The organism is Nocardia sp. NPDC004340, from assembly GCF_053602575.1.
This window is the reverse complement of sequence record NZ_JBSGDW010000009.1, coordinates 77,485-97,367: the sequence shown is the minus strand read 5'-3', so window position 1 is coordinate 97,367 and position 19,883 is coordinate 77,485. Positions and strand designations below refer to the sequence as shown.

The window sequence follows — 19,883 nt, the reverse complement described above, 5'->3', positions numbered from 1 at the left end:
GGTAGCCTCGGCGCGGGGGCGCTCGACCGATGTATTGCCCGATCAGCTCCGGACCGGTAATCAGTTCGCTCGGGTGGGTACGCGAGTCGAGGCTTTGAAGGTAGGAACCGGTGACCGTCGATCTTCCCGCGGCACGCCGGGCGCCGGGTCCCGGCGGCCGAAGACGGGTCCAGACGCTGCCGCGTCTGCTGGCCGCCGCGGTCGAGAGCAGACCGGACGGCATCGCCCTGCGCGCGGGCGGACGCTCGCTCACCTATGCCCGGCTCGACGCCTACTCCACTCGGGTGGCCCGGCTGCTCATCGCCCGCGGACTCGGTCCCGGCGACCGCGTGGTGCTGGCGCTGCCGCGTTCGGCCGAGGCCGTCGTCGCGGTCTGGGCGGTCGCCAAATCCGGGGCGGCCTTCGTGCCCGTCGATCCCGCCTACCCGCCGGACCGGGTCGCGCACATGCTCGCCGACGCGGGCGCGGCCTGCGGACTCACCCTCACCGCCACCCGCGAGCGGCTCGGTGAGGGGCTCGACTGGCTCGAACTCGACGCCCCGGACTGCCGCGCGGAATTGGCCGACATCTCGGCCGAACCACTGCACTACACCGACCGCACCCGCCGCGTGCACGGCGACGACATCGCCTACGTCGTCTACACCTCCGGTTCGACGGGCCTCCCCAAGGGCGTCGCGGTCACCCACACCGGATTGGCCGGGCTCTGCGGCGAACTCACCCGCCGCTTCCGGGTCGCCCCGGATTCCCGCACCCTGCACTTCGCGTCGCCCAGCTTCGACGCGGCCGTCCTGGAACTCCTGCTGGCCGTCGGCTCGGCGGCCACCATGGTCGTCGCGCCCGCCGACTGCTTCGGCGGCGGCGAGCTCGCGGAGCTGCTGCGGGCCGAGCGGGTGACCCACGCTTTCATCACCCCGGCCGCGCTGGCCGGGATCGATGCCTCGAATTTGCCGGACCTCGCGGTCGTGGTCGCGGGTGGTGAGGAATGCCCGCCCGATCTGGTGGCCCGCTGGTCACCGGGGCGCGGGTTCTTCAATCTGTACGGACCCACCGAGACCACCGTCGCCGCGACCATCAGCGACCCGCTGACCAGCACCGACACCGTCACCATCGGCGGACCCATTCCCGGCGTGACCGCCCTTGTGCTCGACGCGCGGCTGCGGCCGGTGCCGACCGCCGTGGCCGGCGAGCTCTACCTGGCCGGGCCGGGGCTCGCGCGCGGCTATCACCGGCGGGCCGGGCTGACCGCCGCGCGCTTCGTGCCGCACCCGAACGGCAAGGGGGAGCGCATCTATCGCACCGGAGACATGGTGCGGTGGGTGCTCGGTCGGGACGGGGTGCCGGGACTGCAATATCTGGGGCGCAACGACTCCCAGGTACAGATCCGTGGCATCCGGGTGGAGCTCGACGAAGTCGACGCGGTGCTGTTCGCCCACGAATCCGTCGCTTTCGCGACCACGCTGGTGCGACGGCTGCCCAGTGGAGTCGATGGGCCGGTGTCGTACGTGGTGCCCCTCCCCGGCACCGATATCGATGCCGCCGCGCTGACCGACTATGCGCGGCAACAGCTTCCGCGCCACGCGGTGCCGGCCGCCATCACGGTGATCGACAGCCTTCCGCTGACCCCGTCCGGGAAGCTGGATCGCGACGCGCTGCCCGAGCCGGTCTTCGCCGCCCGGCCGAACCGGCGGGCCCTGACCGCGACCGAGTGGGAGGTGGCGGCGGCCTTCACGGAGCTGCTCGGTGTCCCGCGAGTGGGAGCGGTCGACGACTTCTTCGACCTCGGCGGAAACTCCTTGCTCGCTGCGAGATTGGCGGGACGGCTGGGAGCGGGCCGGGCCGTCCGGGTGCCCGTGCTGCTGGTGTTCGAGCATCCGACGGTCGCGGCGCTGGCGGCGGCCATCGACGGGCTCGGCACCGGTGATCGGCCCGTGCTGACCTCGGCCCGACGGCCGGGGACGCGGGTCCCGCTGTCGCTCGCGCAGCAGCGCATGTGGTTCCTGGCACGCCTGGATCCGGAGTCGGCGGCCTACAACATTCCGTTCGCGCTGCGATTGACCGGGGAACTCGACGTGGCCGCGCTCGCGTGGGCCCTGCGGGACCTGGTCGAACGGCACGAGGCCCTGCGGACCGTCTATCCCGAGGACGGTGGCGACGGGTATCAGGACATCCGCCCGGCGGACGCCGTGCCGGTCGACCCGGTCGCGGCCGACGTGACCGAGTCCGGAGTGCGGAGCGAACTGATGGCCTTGGCGGGCACCGGATTCGATGTCACCGCGGAGGTTCCGCTGCGGCTGCGGCTGTTCCGGATCGCGGAGCGGGATCACGTGCTCGGGGTGGTCATCCACCATCTGGCCGCCGACGGCTTCTCCATGGTCCCCTTGACCCGCGACCTCATGACCGCCTACGCCGCCCGCACCCGGGGCGTCGCCCCGGACTGGACACCGCTGCCGGTGCACTACGCCGACTACGCGGTGTGGCAGCGCGAATTACTCGGCGCGGCAGACGATCCCGGCTCGCTGCACGCCGAACAGCTCGGTCATTGGCGGACCGCGCTCGCGGGATTGCCGCCCCTGCTGGACCTGCCCGTCGACCGACCGCGCCCGGCGGTCGCCTCGCATCGCGGTGCGGCACAGCACTTCCGGGTGGACGCTATCCTGCATCGGGCGGTGGAGGAGCTGGCCCGCTCGCGGGGCGTCTCGCTGTTCATGGTGGTGCACGCCGCGCTCGCTGTCGTCCTGGCGCGGCTGGCCGGAGTGGACGATGTGGCCGTGGGCGCGCCGGTGGCGGGCCGCGGGGAACCCGAACTCGACGATGTCGTGGGCATGTTCGTCAACACCCTGGTCCTGCGCACCCGCATCGACCCGGCCGAGCACTTCACCGACCTGCTGGACCGGGTGCGTGACACCGACCTGGCCGCCTTCGCGCATGCCGAGCTGCCCTTCGAACGGCTGGTGGCCGCACTGGATCCACCCCGCACCCAGGCCCATCACCCGCTGTTCCAGGTGGCGCTGTCGTTCCAGAACTTCGGCGACCAGGTGCTGCGACTGCCGGGGCTCACCGTCACCGGAATCGATCTCGGCGAGACGGTGTCACCGATGGATCTCCAGCTGACCGTGGTGCCGCAGCAGGATGCCGAAGGTCCTGCGGGACTGCACTGTTCGTGGCGGTACGCCACCGACCTGTTCGACGAGAGCACGATCGTCCGGCTCGGCGCGCGGGTGGTCGCCGTGCTCGCCGCCATCGCCGCCGATCCGCACGCACCCGTCGGCGACCTGCCCTTCACCGATCCCGCCGAACTCGCGGCCCTGCCGACGACGGGTTCGCGGCGCGAGGTGCCGCAGAGGTTCCTGTTCAGTGGCTTCACCGATCGGGCGGTGCGCACTCCCGAACTGGTGGCCGTGACCGATGACGGCACCGCGCTGACGTACGGCGAACTCTTCGAGCGGTCGAACAGGTTGGCGCGCAAGCTGATCGCGTCGGGCGTCGGACCCGGCACGGTGGTCGGCGCGGCCGTGCATCCCGGATCCGATCTCGTGATCTGCCTCTACGCCATCGTTCAGGCGGGCGGCACGTATCTGCCGATCGACCCCGACCAGCCCGCCGAACGCACCGCCGACATGCTCGCCACCGCGGAGCCCGTCTGCGTCGTGACCGCCGATCTCGTGAATGCCCCGGAGCTGGAGAGCTTCTCACCCGCACCGATCACGGACGCCGACCGGTCGCGGCCACTGCGCGAACAGGACCTCGCGTACCTGCTCTTCACCTCCGGGTCCACGGGCCGCCCGAAAGGCGTCGGCATCTCGCACGCCGCCATGGCCAACCACATCGCCTTCCTCACCGCCGAATACGGTCTGTCCCAGAGCGATACCTACATCCAGCTGGTGCCGAGCACGTTCGACGCCTCCCTCATCGGCTACACCGCCCCGCTCGCCGTGGGCGGTCACCTGGTGGTCCCGTCGACCGCTCGTCGCACCGATCCGGACCACCTCGCGGACCTCCTGATCCGGCATCGAGTGACGTCTTTCCTCACGGTCCCGTCCCTGCTGCGAGCGCTGCTGGAGTTCGCGCCCGACGGCGCGCTGTCCGGCCTGCGGGTGGTGTGCGTCGGCGGCGAGCCCCTGCCCGCCGAGCTGATCGCGCGGTTCCGGGCCACGAGCCCGGCCCGGTTGCACAACCTCTACGGGCCCACCGAGGCGACCATCTCCATCACCGGAGCCGATGTGACCGACCACGACGGCGGCCCGATCTCCATCGGTGCGCCGCACTGGAATTCCCGCGCCTACGTGCTCGACGCCCGCCTGCACGCGGTGCCGCCGGGTACACCCGGGGAACTGTACGTCGCGGGCACGCAGCTCGCCCGCGGCTACCTCGGCCGCCCCGCGGGCACCGCCGACCGCTTCGTCGCCGACCCCTTCGGCGGGGTGGGGGAACGCATGTACCGCACCGGCGACCTGGTCCGCCGCACCCGCGATGGTGGACTGGAATATTTGGGCCGCACCGACTTCCAGCTCAAACTGCGGGGTCAACGGCTGGAGCCGGGGGAGGTGGAGGCCGCGTTGCGCGCCCACCCGGACGTGGCCGAAGCCGTGGTCGCGATCCGCCGGGAGCGGCTCGTCGGATACCTGCGCGCCGTCACCGGTGCCACCCCGTGCCCGGACGAGGTTCTGACTGCGGCCCGAAAGCGGCTGCCCGGCTACATGATTCCCTCGGACCTCCTCGTCCTGGATGCCTTCCCGCTCGGCTCGACGGGCAAGCTGGACCGCGCCGCCCTCCCCGACCCGGAACCGTCGTCGCGGGCGTACACCGCGCCGGAAACAGCCGACGAACACGCGGTCGCGGACATCTTCGGCGCCGAACTGTGTGTCGAGAAGGTCGGACGCGACGACGACTTCTTCACGCTGGGCGGAAACTCCTTGTCCGCCATCCGGGTCCGTGCCGCACTGGCCGGCCGGCTCGGCCTTCACGTGCCACTCGCGTACCTGTTCGCCCACCCGCGCGTCCGGGATCTGGCGGCCGCCTTGCGGGCGGAAACACCCATGGTCGGTGCCGGACCGGACCCGGTGGCGGACGCCGTGCTGGATCCGGAGATCACCGCGGCCGGTCTTCCGCCACGCCGTCCGGGCTCGCGGTCGGCGGTACTGCTCACCGGCGCAACGGGTTTCCTCGGCAGCTTCCTGCTCCGGGAGCTGCTCGAACGAACCTCCGCCACCATCCACTGCCTCACCCGTGCACCCGGCGTATCCGAGGCTCGCCGGCGCGTCGTCGCCAATGCCGACCGCTTCGGCATCGACCTCGTCCCGCACATCGATCGAATAGTTCCGGTCCCAGGCGATCTCGCGCAGCCCGGTCTCGGCCTGAGCGCGAACCAGTTCACCGACCTGGCCGAGCGGATCGACGCGATCTACCACAACGGCGCGCTCGTCAACCACCTCGAACCGTATGCCCGCATGCGCGCCGCCAATGTCACCGGCACCGCCGAGATACTCCGGCTGGCCGCCACACACCACGTCACACCGGTCCACTACATCTCCACGGCCTCGATCTCGAACGGCCCGCTCCCGGACGGCGTGCCCGGTTATATCGCCACGAAATGGGTTGGAGAACAGTTGGTTCGAGCCGCCGCCGAGCGCGGTGTGCCGGCCCGCGTCTACCGTCCCGGCCTCATCACCGGCGATTCCCGGTGCGGCGCGGCCGGGGCCGACGACGCCTGGTGGACGATGCTGCGCGCCATGCTGGTCCTCGGCCTCGCCCCAGAGCTGCCCGATGCCGAGGTCGCCATGGTGCCCGTCGATCAGGTCGCCGCCGCGATCGTCTCCGCCGCCCGGAAACCGGCCGAACCCGGTGGCGCCGAAACCGTCACCCTGCTGCCCGCCCGGACGGTGTCCCTCACCACCGTGCGAGACGAAATCCTCTATCACGGTTACCGTCTCGCCCCGGTGGCTCCGGCGGAGTTCGCCGCCGCCCTGCTCACGGCGGCCGAACGGCCGGACGCCGACGCCCGTCTGGTGCGCGCGGCCGCCCTCAGTGTCAATTATTCGGCCGAGGTCACCGGAATGGCCGCGCGCGATCCCCGATCGTCCTGTCCGGGAGTCGATCGCCCCATCCTGGCCCGCTACCTCGACTACTACGTGAAGACCGGTTTCCTGCCCCCGCCCTAGTCGGCGAGCGGGTGCAGCTCGACAACCGTTCGAACGCCGTAGCCGAAAAGTGCCAGGTCGCAGGGCCTTGATGTGACAGGGCTCACTATACAGATGACTAGGCCGTTACTAATGTGCCATTGACAACTGGCATATTGAATCGCGATGCTGTGCCCATGAGGACGAGGTCAACGGCGACCTTCCCGCCGGCGGCGGTCCCCACCCGGGCGGCGACGCGGACGCGACTCGCGGCCGCGGCGTCGGTGGTGGGGGTACGCCAGGTCAATCGGTGGTTGCCGAACAATCGAATCGGGATCGAGGCCGGGCGCGCGCTCATCGCCGCGATCATGGCGGTGGGCGGACCCACCCCGGCGGGGACCTCGGTCACGCCGGTGCGCTCCGGCGGCGTGCGCGGCGAATGGGTCCGCGCCGCCGGTGTGCGGCACGGTGATCGGGCGGTCTACTACCTGCATGGCAGCGGCTACGTGGTGTGCTCGGCCAAGACCCATCGCGGACTCGCGGCCCGGCTGTCCAAGGCCACCGGGCTGCCGGTGTTCGTGGTCGACTACCGGCTCGCGCCCGAGCACCCGTTCCCCGCGGCCGCCGACGACGCCGCGGCGGGCTACCGATGGCTGCTCGAACACGGGTATCGCGCCGGCGATCTGGTGATCGGCGGCGACTCGGCGGGCTGCCATCTGACCCTGGACCTGCTGTTGCAGAACGCGATCGACGGCACCGCGCAGCCCGCGGGCGCGTTCATGTTCTCGCCGCTCATGGATCCCACCCTCACCCTCGCCGAACGCCGCGACCGGGTGCTGCCCGATCCCATGGCCCCGGCGCGCACCGGGCGGCGGCTCATCGAGCTGTACACCGCCGCCGAGCCCGCCGATTCGCCGCGACTGCGGCTGACCATTCCGGCCGGGACCGTGTTGCCGCCGCTGTTCGTGCAGGCCAGCGCGGGGGAGATGCTCGCCGACGACGCCCGCCACCTGCGCGACATGGCAGCCGCGGCGGGCGTGCCGTGCGAACTGGAACTGTGGCCCGGGCGCATCCACGTCTTCCAGGCCCTGCCGCTGCTGGTGCCCGAGGCCGGGCCCGCCCTGCGGCGCGCCGCAGGATTCGTGACCTCGGCACTGGCGCAATCGGATTCGACTATCGGAAAGCGGGTGGGCTGACATGTGGCCGATCGACGAGGTGATGTTCGCACTGGGCGGCAAGCGCCGCTCCCAGCGCGCCGAGGCCGTGGTGACCGGCGCGGGCAGCGGGATCGGGCGCGCGTTCGCGCTCGAGATCGCCGCGCGCGGCGGTGAGGTCGTGTGCGCGGACATCGACAAGGACCGCGCGGACGAGACCGTGCGACTCATCGAGAGCACCCACGGGCGGCCCGCGCACGCGGTCTTCTGCGATGTGTCCCGGCGCGAGGACGTGGAGAGCCTGGCCCTGCACGCGGAACTGCTGTTCGGCGGCGCGCCGAGCTTGGTGATCAATAACGCGGGTGTCGGCATCGGCGGAAAACCGGTGGGCGACATCGGATTCGGCGACTGGGAATGGGCGCTCGGCATCAACCTGTGGGGCGTCGTGCACGGGTGCGAGATCTTCGCACCCCAGCTGCGCGCGGCCGGACGCGGCGGCATCATCAATGTGGCCTCGGCCGCGGGCTTCGCCGCCGCGCCCGGCATGGCCGCCTACAACGTGTCCAAGGCGGCGGTGGTGTCGCTGTCGGAGACCATGGCCGCCGAGCTGGCGGGCAGCGGGGTCGCGGTCACCGCGCTGTGCCCCACCTTCGTGCGCACCAATGTGGTGACCGACGGCCGGATCACCTCGGGCTCTTCCCGATTGGCGGACGGGCTCATGCGCTGGACCGGGTTCTCGCCCGAGTCGGTGGCCCGCACCACCCTCGACGCCCACGACCGGGGCGCGCTGTACGTGCTGCCGCAGCTGGACGCCCGCGTGGTCTGGCACCTCAAGCGGCACTTCCCGGCCCTCTACACCCAGGCCCTCGGCGTCCTGAATCGCGTGCTGCCGCAGCAGGACGCGGCGGCGACCGGCACGAATCTCCAGAAGACAGGTGTCTGACATGTCCGCGAAAACCATCTCCTTCGACTTCGACAACATGCTGGCCAAAATCAAGTCCAAGCAGTGGGCGCTGGCCGACATCGACTGGGACGCACCCGGCGCCGAGCTCATCGACCCGGCCCTGCACGCCAAGCTGAAGCCGTTCATGGCCGATCTCATGTGGATCGAGAACGTCGGCGCGCGCGGCTTCGCGGCCATGGCCAAGAAGGCCCCGACGCCCGCGCTGGCCGAGATCTACCGCTACTTCCACGCCGAGGAACAGCGGCACGCCAATGCCGAACTGGCGCTCATGCGTCGCTGGGGCATGCTCGAGGGCGACGAGATCCCCGAGCCCAATATCAATGTCAAGCTGGTCATCGACTTCCTGGACAAGTACTCCGACGGCATGTCGCTGTCCTTCCTGGGCACCGTCATCCCCATGCTCGAGGTGGCCCTCGACGGCGCGCTGATCAAGTTCGTCACCGACGAGATCGCCGACCCGGTCGCCCAGGAGGTCTTCAAGAAGATCAACAACGACGAATCCCGGCACCTGGCCACCGATTACGCGGTCATGGAGCTGCTCGGCCACGCCAGTGCCCGCAAGCTGGCCATCGACCTGGTGGGCGGCTGGATCAAGCCGTCGCTGTTCATCGGGCTGCTCAGCTACATCCCCCTGCTGAACAAGATGCGCGACAATATCGTCGAGATGGGCGTGAGCGAGGAGAAGCTCTACGCCGCCATGGCCCGCTTCAAGCAGGTCGGCGAGCGCGCGCCGATCGTCAACCGGCTGCCCATGTACCGGATCGTGAAGATGCACTCCGACTGGGTCGTCAACCGCGACAACCCGTATCACCTGTTCGCGGACGCCATGGTCAAGGTCACCGGGGCCATCCCCGACCGCCTGCTGCCCACGCAGCCGACCTGGTCCAAGGAACTCACCTACGAGCCCGTCGCATGAGCGCCGTGAGCAAGCCACTGGACGTGGCGATCATCGGAGCCGGATTCGCGGGCATCGGCGCGGCCATCCGCCTGCGGCAGAAGGGGATCGGCGACTTCGCGGTCTTCGAGCGCGGCGACCGGGTGGGCGGCACCTGGCGTGACAACACCTATCCGGGCGCGGCCTGCGACATTCCGTCGCGGCTGTACTCCTACAGCTTCGCCCCGAACCCGGACTGGTCGCGGACCTACTCCGGCAGCGCGGAGATCCTCGGCTACATCGACACCATGGTCGCGGATTCGGGCATCGCCCCGCACATCCGCTTCGGGCACACCGTGACCGGCATCGTGTTCGACGACGAGACCGGGCTGTGGACGCTGTCCTTCGGCGCGGGGCGGCGAAAAGTGCGGGCGCGCACCGTGATCCTCGCCTCCGGCCCGCTGTCCAACGCCGGGTTCCCGGATATCGCGGGCATCGACGACTACGAGGGCCACAAGATCCACAGCGCCCGCTGGGATCACGACTACGACTTCACCGGCAAGAAGGTGGCCGTGGTCGGCACCGGCGCGAGCGCCGTGCAGATCATCCCGGAGCTGGTGAAACAGGCCGCCTCGGTGAAGGTCTTCCAGCGCACGCCCGGCTGGGTGCTGCCGCGGGTGAACCGCCGCACCAACGGTCTCACCAAACAGGTGTACCGGCAGCTGCCGGTCACCCAGTCGCTGGCCCGCGAGGCCTGGTTCTGGGGCCACGAGTCGGTGGCGCTGGGCGTGGTGTGGAATACGCCGCTGACCCGGGTCGTCGAATCGGTCGCCTTGATGCACCTGCGTTCCCAGGTGCGTGATCCGTGGCTGCGGCGGCAGCTCACCCCCGATTTCCGGGCGGGCTGCAAGCGGCTGTTGATGAGCAGCGAGTACTACCCGGCCCTGCAGGCCGACAACTGCAAGCTCATCACCTGGCCGATCGCGGAACTATCGCCGCACGGCATCCGCACCGCCGAGGGCATCGAGCATCGCTTCGACTGCATCGTGTTCGCCACCGGATTCGAGGTGTCCAAACAGGGCGCGCCGATTCCGGTGACCGGGCGCGGCGGCCGGGTGCTGGCCGACGAATGGCGCGGCGGCGCATACGCGTTCAAGAGCGTCACGGTCGCCGGATACCCCAATCTGTTCCTCACCTTCGGACCGAACTCGGGGCCGGGGCACAATTCGGCGCTGGTCTACATGGAGGCGCAGATCGAATACCTCACCGACGCCATCAAGATCGTGCTCGATCGCGGGCTGCGTACGCTCGAGGCCCGGCAGGATCGGCAGGACCGCTACAACCGCGGCCTGCAGCGCCGGTTGACCGCCACCACCTGGAACTCCGGGTGCAGCAGCTGGTATCTCACCGAGGACGGGTTCAACGCCACCATGTACCCGGGCTTCGGCAGCCAATACGCCCGGCAGCTGGCCAGGGTGGAGCTGACGGATTTCCACCTGCGCTAGTGTTCCGAACAGCTGCGCTAGTGTTCTGGCGGAGACGGGGGTCGCCGGCGGAAGGGACGGGAACAGGACGAATGGCGGAGTACCGCATCGACGATCTCGCCCAGGCCGCCGGCACCACCACGCGCAATGTGCGCGCCTATCAGGAGAAGGGGCTGCTGCCCACGCCCACCCGCCGCAGCGGGCGCGCGCTCATCTACGACGACACCCACCTGGCCCGGTTGCGCATCATCGACGCGCTGCTGCAGCGTGGGTTCACCATCGCCCACATCGCCGACTTCATCACCAGCTGGGAGACCGGCAAGGATCTCACCGAGATCCTCGGGCTGCAGAGCGCGGTCACCGACACCTGGGGCAAAGCCGAAGAGCCGGTGGCGATTCCGCGCGAACTGGTGGACACCTTCTTCGGTGACACCGACGAGCATCAGGTCGACTCCGACCAGCTGGCCCGGCTCGAACAGCTCGGCATGGTGCGGCTGCGTGACGATACCGTCGAGCTCACCCGGCCCGAACTGCTCGGCATCTTCGCCGATCTCAGCTCCTACGGATTCGGGCTGCCCGCGCTCATCGACCTGCACGCGGCCATCGCCGAGCGACTCGAATCGATCGCCCGGCTCATGGTGGTGGCGGCCAAGGACCATATCGTGGCCGCGCACGGACCCGGATGGCTGCCCGAGACCGATGCCGAGATCGCCGAAACCGCCGGGATGCTCAAGCATTTCCGGGAACTCGGGACCCGCTCGGTGCACGACAGCCTCGATCAAGCCCTCGACAAGGTGCTGCAGGCCGAACTCGGCGAGTACCTGGAAGCGGCCGCCCGCCGCCACGCGCAGGAGTGATCAGCGCAGGGCGGCGCGGGCGCCGGCCGCCTCGAGCTTGATCCGCGCGGCCTCGGCGGCGTCCTTGTCGACCTTCTCCAGCACCGCCTTCGGCGCGGCCTCGACCAGGTCCTTGGCCTCCTTGAGACCCAGCCCCGGGATGATCTCCCGCATGGCCTTGATGACCTGAATCTTCCTGTCTCCGAAGGATTCCAGGACGAGATCGAACTCATCCTGTTCGTCGGCCGCCTCGGCCGGCGCCGAATCCGCGGCGACCTGGACGGCCACCGGGGGCGCGGCGCTGACGCCGAACTCCTCCTCGAACGCCTTGAGGAACTCCGAAAGTTCCAGCAGCGTCATACCTTTGAACACGTCGAGCAATTCGACGACGGTCATCTTGGCCATGATGTAACCCCTTGCAACGCTGACCAGGCGATACAAGTAAGTCTAAGCGCCGGGGACCGCCAAGGTCATCAGATATTCGCGCTCCCCGCGTGTCAGCGGGCGTGGCGCGCCGTCGGCGATGGCGACCAAGGTGGAAGTCGCGAAAAGATAAAGGAATTCGCCGTCGCGCACCTCGTGCCGCAGGGTGAACGAGGTGGTGCCGAGCTTCTCCACCTGGGAGGTGACGGTCACCGGCGCGGCCCGGAAGACCAGCGGCATACGGTAGCTCAGCCGCTGACCCGCCACCACCACGCGCCACGGACCGCCGTCGGAGTCGTAGCGGTCCAGCAGATCCGCGCGCGCCTCGTCGAGGTACTGGGCGAAGACCACATTGTTGAGATGCTGCTGCGCGTCCATATCGGTACGGCGCAACTGGATGTCGTAGGTGTGCATCAGGCCTCCAGGTCCTTCAGGAGCACGCGCTGGTCCTCGGGCAGCGCGCGGGACCGCTGGGTCTCCTGGTCGAAGGCGACCATCGTGCACACCGCCGTCGAATACACCACGTCGTCGTCGCGGATCTCCTGCTCCAACACGAACGAGGAGGTGCCGACCCGGCTCACCCAGGTCTCGATCCGCACCGGATCGGGCCGGTACCGCAGCGGCGTCAGATAGTCGATATCCATCTGCGCGACCACGTTCGCCCCGCCGAACCCCTTCTTCCAGAACAGATCGATCCGGGATTCCTCGAGGTAGCGCAAATGCGCGGCATTGTGCACGTGCCCGTCGGCGTCCATATCGGACCACCGCAGCGGGCACTGGAAAAGGTGTCGGGCCACCCCGCATTCATATCAAGCGGGCGGCGGCCGCAACCTCGCGGCCATCGCCGCGATGGCCGAATCTGCAAGAGTCGTGTCGTTGACGCCGTCGCCCGCGAGCCGCAGGCTGAGGGCATGCGGGTGGTGCTGATCGTGGTGTTCGACGGGTTCCAGCTGACCGATCTGGCCGGGCCCGCGGACGTCTTCTCCGGGGCGGCCGCCCTGCTCGGCGACGGCGGCGGCTACCGGGTCGAACTGGCCGCGGCGCAGGCCGGTCCGGTGCGGTCCTCGTGCGGCATCGAGGTGACCGCGCGGCACGGGCTCGACACCTGGACCGGACCGCTGGACCTGCTGCTGGTGGTGGGCGGGCTGGCCTTCTGGGCGGCGTCCGGCGACGCCGAACTGGTGGCCGGGATCCGCCGGGTGGCCGCGGCGGCCGACCGGGTGGGCTCGGTCTGCTCGGGCACCTTCCTGCTGGCCCGCGCCGGACTCCTGGACGGCCGTCGCGCCACCACCCACTGGGCGGGCGGCGAGCTGCTGGCCCAGCAGTTCCCGGCCATCACCACCGAACCCGACCGCATCTACGTGCGCGACGGCCCGATCTGGACCTCGGCCGGGGTGACCGCGGGCATCGACCTGGCCCTGGCCATCGTGGCCGCCGACCACGGACCCGAGCTGGCCCGCGAGGTCGCGCGCTGGATGGTGGTGTACCTGCACCGGCCCGGCGGGCAGAGTCAGTTCAGCGCACCGCTCACCGGCAATTCGCCCCGGCGCGATCCGCTGCGCGAACTCCAGGTGTGGATGGAGGAGCATCCGGCCGCGGACCTGTCGCTGCCCGCGCTGGCCCTGCGGGTCGGCATGAGCACGCGGCACTTCTCCCGCGTCTTCGCCGGCGAGACCGGGACCACGCCCGCCCGCTATGTGGAGCGGGTGCGGATCGCCGCCGCCCGGCGCCTGCTCGAGACCACCGACCAGCCCATGGACCGGGTCGCCGCCGCGGTCGGACTGGGCAGCCCCGAGACCCTGTACCGAATCTTCCACCGCCACCTGGGCATCCCCCCGGGCGAGTACCGCGCCCGATTCAAGAACTCCGAAGGAGAGCGTGTCTCATGACATTCCAGATCGCCATCGTGCTCTATCCCGGCATGACCGTGCTGGACGTGGTCGGACCCTACGTGGTGCTGCGCGGCATCCCCGACAGCGAGATCCGGTTCGTCGCCGGGGAAGTCGGCCCGGTGGTGGCCGACAGCGGCGTGCTGGCGCTGGGCGCGACCCACACCTTCGCCGAGACGCCCGCACCCGATCTGGTGCTCGTCGGCGGTGGGGAACAGGGCACCACCGGCGCGATGGCCGACCGCGAGCTCATCGACTGGCTGCGGGCGGTGCACCCCACGACGCAGTGGACCACCTCGGTCTGCACCGGATCGCTGATCCTGGCCGCCGCCGACATCCTGCGTGGTCAGCCCGCCACCACCCACTGGCTCGGGCAGCCCGCGCTCGCGCCCTTCGGCGCCGAGTCGCGGCCGCACGACCGCATCGTGCACAGCGGCAAGATCGTCACCGCCGCAGGCGTTTCCGCGGGCATCGACCTCGGACTGTGGCTGGTCGGCCGGATCGCGGGGGAGGAGCGGGCGCAGATGACCCAGCTCTACATCGAGTACGACCCGCACCCGCCCTACGACACCGGCCACCCCGACAAGGCGAGCCCCGACCTGCTGCGCAAGACGCGCCTGCTCGCCACCAAACGATCGGCCAAGCCGCGGGTGCCGCTGGAGGTGGCGACCGCCGTGTGGCGGCTGACCCTCAACCGCATGCGGGATCGGGCCGCCGCCAAACGCTGAATTCCCGTACCGTCGGAAGGGTGACCGAGCTGCTCGGCGATCACTTCTTCGCCAATCCGCATGCGTACTACCGGCTTTGGCGCGAGGACGGGCCGGTGCTGCGGGTGCGGTTCGGGGACGGCGTGGAGCGCTGGCTCGTCATCGGCTACGAGGAGGCCCGCGCCGTGCTCGCGGATCCACGGCTGCGCAAGGACATCGACCTCCTCGAATCGGTGATCGCCCGCAAGCACACGGGGCCCTGGGAGGGGCCGCGCACCCACGACGGGCTGCGGCACATGCTCAATGCCGACCCGCCCGACCACACCCGGTTGCGGCGGGCGGTCTCGCAGGCGTTCACCGCGCGGCGGGTGGCGGCGCTGCAACCGGTCATCGAGCAGACGGCGCGAGAACTGCTGGACGCCATGGCCGATCGCGACGAGGTGGATCTGCTGCGGGCCTTCGCGGTACCGCTGCCCGTGGCGGTCATCTGCCACCTGCTGGATGTGGACATCGAGGACCAGGGCACCTTCCGGGAATGGACCAAGGCGCTGGTCGGCACCCTGGAGCCCGGGGTGGACCCGGCCCGGGCGCACGGCGAGATGGTGGCCTTCCTGCGGGACCTGTTGCGGCGCAAACGGGCAGAGCCGGGCGAGGACCTGCTCTCGGTGCTGGTCACCGACGCCGACGCCCGCCTCGACGAGGGCGAACTGATCGGGATGGCGCTGCTGCTCCTGGTCGCCGGGCACGAGACCACGGTGAACCTGATCGGCAACGGCATGCTGGCGCTGCTGCGCGACCGGCCCTGGCTGGACCGGCTGTGCGCGGCCCCGGAACTGATCCCCCCCGCCGTCGAGGAATTCCTGCGCTTCGACGGGCCCGTCGACCTGGCCACCCTGCGGTTCACCGCCGAGCCGATCACGGTCGGCGACACCGTCATTCCCGCGGGCGAACTGGTCCTGGTGGCGCTCGCCGCGGGCAACCGGGACCCGCGCCACTTCACCGACCCGCACCGCCTGGACCCGCTGGCCGAGCACGTCGCGCACCTGGGCTTCGGCCACGGCGTCCACTACTGCGTCGGCGCGCCGCTGGCCCGGCTCGAGGCCCGGGTCGCGTTCACCCAGCTGCTGGACCGGTTCCCGGACATCGAGCTGGCCGTGGACGATGCCGAGCTGCGCTGGCACCCGAATCCGGTGATCCGCGGCCTGAAGCGACTGCCGGTGCGGCTGCGGAAGTAGATCCGGGGCAGGAATTTCCGGCCCGCGAGCGATGAATTTCGGGCGGCGGTGAGGTCTATACCTGTGAACAGACGTTCGAGTTCACCGTCGAGTCAAAAGAGTTGATCTTTCATGACCGTATTCGCCATCTACGGGGCCACCGGTCACACCGGCCGCCTCGTCGCCGCCGACCTCATCGCACGAGGGAAGGAAGTCGTTGTGTCCGGGCGCGATCCGGATGCCCTCGCCGCCCTGGGCCCCGCGCGGGTCGTGCCCGCCGCGCTCGATGATCCGGCGGCCTTGCGGGCGCTGGCCGAGGCCGCCGACGTGATCATCCACTGCGCGGGGCCCTTCGCCACCACCGGATTGCCCGTGGCCACCGCCGCCGTCGAGGGAGGCTGCCACTATGTCGATCACGCCGTGGAGGTGCACCACGTGAAGCGGCTGTTCGACGACTTCACCGAACCCGCCCAGCGGGCCGGGATCACCATGATGCCGAGCGTGAGTTTCTATGGGGGACTGGGTGATCTGCTCGCCGGGGCCGTCGCGCGCGCAGCATCGGGCATCGACCGGATCACCGTGGCCTACCACGTCACCAACTGGATGATGACCCACGGCGCGGTGGAGACCGCGCGACTGCTGTTCGCCGACACCGACCGCATCGGCTACGAGGACGGGCAGCCCCGATACGGATTCGTGGAACCGCGGCAGGCGATCTTCGCGTTCCCGCCGCCGGTCGGACCGCGGCCCATGATCGCGCCGGTGCCGTTCCCCGAAGCCGTCACCGTGCCCCGGCACACCCGCACGAAAGCGGTGGAGGCGCAACTGACCGCGCATACCTTCGCCGAGGACCAGGCCTTCACCAGTGAGCAGGTCGACCCGGCCGCCCGCGCCGACAGCCGCTTCATGATCGCCGCCCAGGTGCTCGCGTCCGGCGGCTCGGTGTCCGGGACGCTGACCGGGCGAGACCTGTGGTCGGCCGCCGCGCTGGCCTCGGTGGAGGCGGCGGTGCGGCTCACCGAGGGCGCCGCCAAGAGCGGAGTCGCCAGTCCCGCCGAGGCTTTCGAGGCCGTCGGCTTCCTGCGGGATCTCGCCGCGCGCGGGGCCTTCGAACTCCGGTTGCCGGAACACGCGTGAGGAGCACGACCATGGAACCGATTCTCGTCACCGGCGCGGCCGGGGGCAGTCAGGGCGGCACCGGCCGTCGCGTCGCCGAGATCCTGGTGCGGGAGGGCCTGCCGGTGCGCGCCTTCGTGCACCGCGACGACGGCCGCGCGGCCGAGCTGAAGGACCTGGGCGCGGAGGTGGTCACGGGCGATCTGCGCGAGATCAGCGCCGTGACACCCGCTCTCCAGGGCGTGCGCCGGGCCTACTTCACCTACCCGGTGACCGCCGGAATGCTGGACGCCACCGCGGTGCTCGCGGCCGTCGGCAAGCAGGCCGGGCTGGAGCGGGTGGTCGCCACCTCCCAGCTCGGCTCCGATCCGCAGGCGGGCACCCCGCACATGCGGCGGCACTGGGTGGCCGAACAGGTCCTCGACAATGCCGGGATCGGCGCGGTGCACCTGCGGGCCGCGGTGTTCTTCGAGAACCTGCGGGTGGCCATCGGGGACCGGGGTGAGCTGGCGCTGCCGCTCGGCTCGCCCGACACCGTGCTGCCGCTCATCGCGGGCGCGGACGTGGCGGGCGTCGGGGCCGGGGTGCTGCGCACCGCGGGCCCGGTGGATCCGGTGCTGTGGCTGGCCGGGGAGACCATGACCGTCGGCGAGGCCGCCGAAATACTCGGCGTCCCTTACCGGAACGTGGATCCGGCCGAATGGTCCGCGTGGGCCATGACGGTGTACCGCGACGAAGTCGCCGTGGAACACCTGACCCACCTGTGGACCATGTTCGCGGCCATCGGTTCCGGGCACGAGCTGTTCCGGGTCACCGAATCCATCGAGCGCTTCACCGGGCGGCCGCCGATCACCCTGCGGGAGTTCACCGCCGGGGCCTGAGGCCGGTCAGGCCAGCCAGCGTCCGCGCCGCAGCACCCGGCGCAGGCCCAGCTGGTCGTCGAGCACCACGGCGTCGGCGTACATGCCGGGACGCAGGTCGCCGACGTCGCCGAGGCCCGCCGCGTCCGCGGGGGTCGAGGTGACGGCGGCGACCGCGTCGTAGAGCGGGATGCCGCAGTCGCGCACCGCCCAGCGCAGGCAGTGCAGCAGCGTCGCGGTGCCGCCCGCCAGCGAGCCGCCCGGCACCCGCGCCACCCCGTCGGTCACGGTGACCGGGCGCGGCCCCAGCCGGTACTGGCCGTCCGGCATGCCCGCCGCCTGGGTGGCGTCGGTGACCAGCACCACCCGGTCGGGGGCGGTGGCGAAAACGAGTGCGCCGAAACCGGAGTCGACGTGCACGCCGTCGCCGATCACCTCCACGAACGCCTGTCGCTGGGCCGCCGCCACCAGGCCCGCCGCCACCGGGCCGGGCGCGCGGTGATGCAGCGGCGGCATGCCGTTGGCGAGATGGGTGACCAGGGTGCCGCAGCCCTGCGGGCTCAGCGCCGCCCGGAAGCGGGCGAAACTCGAATCACTGTGCCCGACCGCCACCACCACGCCGCTGTCGGCCAATTGTTTGGCGGCGGTATCGAATCCGGGGCGCTCGGGGGCCAGGGTCATGACCCGCAGCTGACCGTCGGTGGCATGCAGGAGGCGGTCGATGAGCTCCGGGTCGGGATCGGTCAGATAGCCGAGATCGTGTGCGCCGCAGCGGGTCTGCGACAGGAACGGGCCCTCGATGTGGACACCCGCGATCACGCCGTCCGCGGCGAGCCGGCGCAGCACGGCCGCCTGCGCCACCATCGTGTCGGGGGCCGCGGTCACGATGCTGGCGAGCACGCTGGTCGAGCCGCGCCGATGATGGAAAGCGGCGGCCTCCTTCGCCTCGGTCGCGTCCTCGGTGTCGAAGCGATATCCGAAACCGCCGTGCGTGTGGATGTCCACCAGACCCGGCACCACCGTGCCCGCGTACACCGGCGGCAATTCCCTGTGTGTGGTGGCCCATTCGGTGGCGGGCCGGACCGCGGCCACCCGCTCACCCCGCACGGTGATCACACCGTCCTCGAGCACACCGGCGCGGGTCACCACGCGGCCGCGCAATTCCAGGCCCCGCCGACCGCTCGCCAGACCCGTTGCCGCGTCAGCCATCACGCCACACCCATCAGCTCAGAATGACCGATCGCGGGACGGTGCGCGGGTGTTCGGTCCTGTCGATTTCCTGTTCAAACGAATCACATTCGGGCGGTCGCCGCGTTAGATTCGAGAGATACCAATCATTCGGCCCGAAATTCCGCTCTCGGCAACACTTTCGATTCAGCAGACGGCGAATTGAGGGGCGTCGCCTGCTCTCGCACCCGCTGAATCGGGCGCCACCCGATTCAGATGGGTCGCAGCACCACCAGGCCCGGGACCGTGGTCAGATACTGGGTCAGCGGGGTGTCGACGACCTGCTCGTTCGCGGCCAGCGAGGACGCGTTGCGGAACATCGGCCCGTTCGGGGTGTCGATGAAAATGCCCACGTGGGTGACGTCCAGGCCCGCCTCATCGGTGTACGCGCCCAGGAAATCGCCGGTGCGAAGTTTTCCGATCATCGTATTGTCGACCGCCGCGGCCGGCACGAAAGCGATGTCGCGGTCCACCACCGGCAGGCCCGGGAGATAGTTGCCGCCATCGGCTTTCGCGTTCAGATGCTTGGTGACGGTGACCGCTGCGGGGGTGAGGCCGCGCGTGATATCGGTGGCGGCCGTGCGGTTCACCGTCGCCCAATCGGTGAAGAAGTGCTTGCGGCTGGTGAATTCCACCCGGGAATCCGCGTAGCGGGTGGCCACCAGGTTCCGCACGAACTGGGCGCGGTCGGCCGAACGGCTCAGCGCGTCCACGTAATCGAGATAGGTGAAACAGTCGACCCGGCGGAAGTCGACCACCAGCTGCTCGGCCCGGGTGGCCGAACCGATCAGCATGTTCGCCCCGTACGGGGTGCCGAGGAAGCGGGCGGACAGTTGCGCGATCGCATCGGTCCGGGCGCCCGGGATCGAGTTGCGCAGCGCGAGCAGCTCGTCCAACTGCCGGGAGGTGGACTCGTCCAGCCCTGGTTCGGCCGGCGCGGCCAGCGCCTGCGGCACCGCCAAGGCCGAAACCAGCGTGACCAGCATCAGCAGTAGCCGGGTCAGTGTGCGCACGAGCCC

Annotated in this window: 16 protein-coding genes; 11 read left to right on the top strand and 5 right to left on the bottom strand. The window is 70.4% G+C overall.

Going from position 1 to position 19,883, the window contains the following annotated elements; all coding sequences use genetic code 11:
* Positions 1-110: 110 nt before the first annotated feature.
* The 6 genes from ACWEOI_RS28865 to ACWEOI_RS28840 all read left to right on the top strand — a co-directional run bounded on the left by ACWEOI_RS28865 (position 111) and on the right by ACWEOI_RS28840 (position 11,449).
* Positions 111-6,158 (top strand): amino acid adenylation domain-containing protein, encoded by a 6,048-nt coding sequence (locus ACWEOI_RS28865; RefSeq protein WP_452361609.1) that lies wholly within the window; start codon positions 111-113, stop codon positions 6,156-6,158.
* Between the two features lie 155 nt (positions 6,159-6,313).
* Positions 6,314-7,312, top strand: a complete 999-nt coding sequence (locus ACWEOI_RS28860) for an alpha/beta hydrolase (RefSeq protein WP_452361608.1) — start codon at positions 6,314-6,316, stop codon at positions 7,310-7,312.
* Position 7,313: 1 nt separating this feature from the next.
* Positions 7,314-8,213, top strand: a complete 900-nt coding sequence (locus ACWEOI_RS28855) for an SDR family NAD(P)-dependent oxidoreductase (RefSeq protein ID WP_433671341.1) — start codon at positions 7,314-7,316, stop codon at positions 8,211-8,213.
* Positions 8,214-8,229: 16 nt separating this feature from the next.
* Positions 8,230-9,150 carry a ferritin-like domain-containing protein gene (locus tag ACWEOI_RS28850; RefSeq protein ID WP_433673258.1) on the top strand — a complete coding sequence of 307 codons (921 nt, stop codon included), beginning with the start codon at positions 8,230-8,232 and terminating at the stop codon, positions 9,148-9,150.
* Positions 9,147-10,613 (top strand): flavin-containing monooxygenase, encoded by a 1,467-nt coding sequence (locus ACWEOI_RS28845; RefSeq protein ID WP_452361607.1) that lies wholly within the window; start codon positions 9,147-9,149, stop codon positions 10,611-10,613. The genes ACWEOI_RS28850 and ACWEOI_RS28845 overlap by 4 nt, the downstream gene beginning before the upstream one ends.
* Positions 10,614-10,684: 71 nt before the next feature.
* Positions 10,685-11,449 carry a MerR family transcriptional regulator gene (locus tag ACWEOI_RS28840; RefSeq protein ID WP_452361606.1) on the top strand — a complete coding sequence of 255 codons (765 nt, stop codon included), beginning with the start codon at positions 10,685-10,687 and terminating at the stop codon, positions 11,447-11,449.
* Here the strand turns inward: ACWEOI_RS28840 and rplL are convergent, their stop codons facing one another.
* From rplL to ACWEOI_RS28825, 3 genes are read right to left on the bottom strand one after another with little or no spacing between them, the layout of a single operon-like run.
* Entirely contained in the window at positions 11,450-11,833 is a 384-nt protein-coding gene (rplL, locus tag ACWEOI_RS28835) for a 50S ribosomal protein L7/L12 (RefSeq protein ID WP_357287961.1), read from the bottom strand.
* A gap of 42 nt (positions 11,834-11,875) precedes the next feature.
* Positions 11,876-12,265 (bottom strand): hotdog domain-containing protein, encoded by a 390-nt coding sequence (locus tag ACWEOI_RS28830; RefSeq protein WP_433671347.1) that lies wholly within the window; start codon positions 12,263-12,265, stop codon positions 11,876-11,878.
* Positions 12,265-12,648, bottom strand: coding sequence for an acyl-CoA thioesterase (locus ACWEOI_RS28825; RefSeq protein WP_357287965.1), 384 nt, complete (start codon positions 12,646-12,648; stop codon positions 12,265-12,267). Before ACWEOI_RS28825 ends, ACWEOI_RS28830 begins: the two co-directional genes overlap by 1 nt.
* 114 nt (positions 12,649-12,762) lie before the next feature.
* Here ACWEOI_RS28825 and ACWEOI_RS28820 point away from each other — a divergent pair, with 114 nt between their 5' ends.
* The 5 genes from ACWEOI_RS28820 to ACWEOI_RS28800 all read left to right on the top strand — a co-directional run bounded on the left by ACWEOI_RS28820 (position 12,763) and on the right by ACWEOI_RS28800 (position 17,658).
* Positions 12,763-13,740: a GlxA family transcriptional regulator gene (locus ACWEOI_RS28820; RefSeq protein ID WP_452361605.1), complete on the top strand. Its 978-nt coding sequence runs from the start codon at positions 12,763-12,765 to the stop codon at positions 13,738-13,740.
* A complete protein-coding gene (locus tag ACWEOI_RS28815; RefSeq protein WP_452361604.1) occupies positions 13,737-14,468 on the top strand; it encodes a DJ-1/PfpI family protein in 732 nt (243 codons plus the stop codon). The genes ACWEOI_RS28820 and ACWEOI_RS28815 overlap by 4 nt, the downstream gene beginning before the upstream one ends.
* A 20-nt stretch (positions 14,469-14,488) precedes the next feature.
* Positions 14,489-15,682, top strand: a complete 1,194-nt coding sequence (locus tag ACWEOI_RS28810; RefSeq protein WP_452361603.1) for a cytochrome P450 family protein — start codon at positions 14,489-14,491, stop codon at positions 15,680-15,682.
* 111 nt (positions 15,683-15,793) lie between these two features.
* On the top strand, positions 15,794-16,798 hold the full coding sequence (locus tag ACWEOI_RS28805; RefSeq protein WP_452361602.1) for a saccharopine dehydrogenase NADP-binding domain-containing protein: 1,005 nt from the start codon (positions 15,794-15,796) through the stop codon (positions 16,796-16,798).
* A gap of 11 nt (positions 16,799-16,809) precedes the next feature.
* Complete coding sequence (locus tag ACWEOI_RS28800) at positions 16,810-17,658, top strand: NAD(P)H-binding protein (RefSeq protein WP_452361601.1); 849 nt, start codon at positions 16,810-16,812, stop codon at positions 17,656-17,658.
* 6 nt (positions 17,659-17,664) lie between these two features.
* Here ACWEOI_RS28800 and ACWEOI_RS28795 read toward each other — a convergent pair whose 3' ends face one another.
* Complete coding sequence (locus tag ACWEOI_RS28795) at positions 17,665-18,846, bottom strand: amidohydrolase family protein (protein ID WP_433671359.1); 1,182 nt, start codon at positions 18,844-18,846, stop codon at positions 17,665-17,667.
* Between the two features lie 230 nt (positions 18,847-19,076).
* Positions 19,077-19,877 (bottom strand): DUF1460 domain-containing protein, encoded by an 801-nt coding sequence (locus tag ACWEOI_RS28790; protein ID WP_452361600.1) that lies wholly within the window; start codon positions 19,875-19,877, stop codon positions 19,077-19,079.
* Positions 19,878-19,883: the final 6 nt, after the last annotated feature.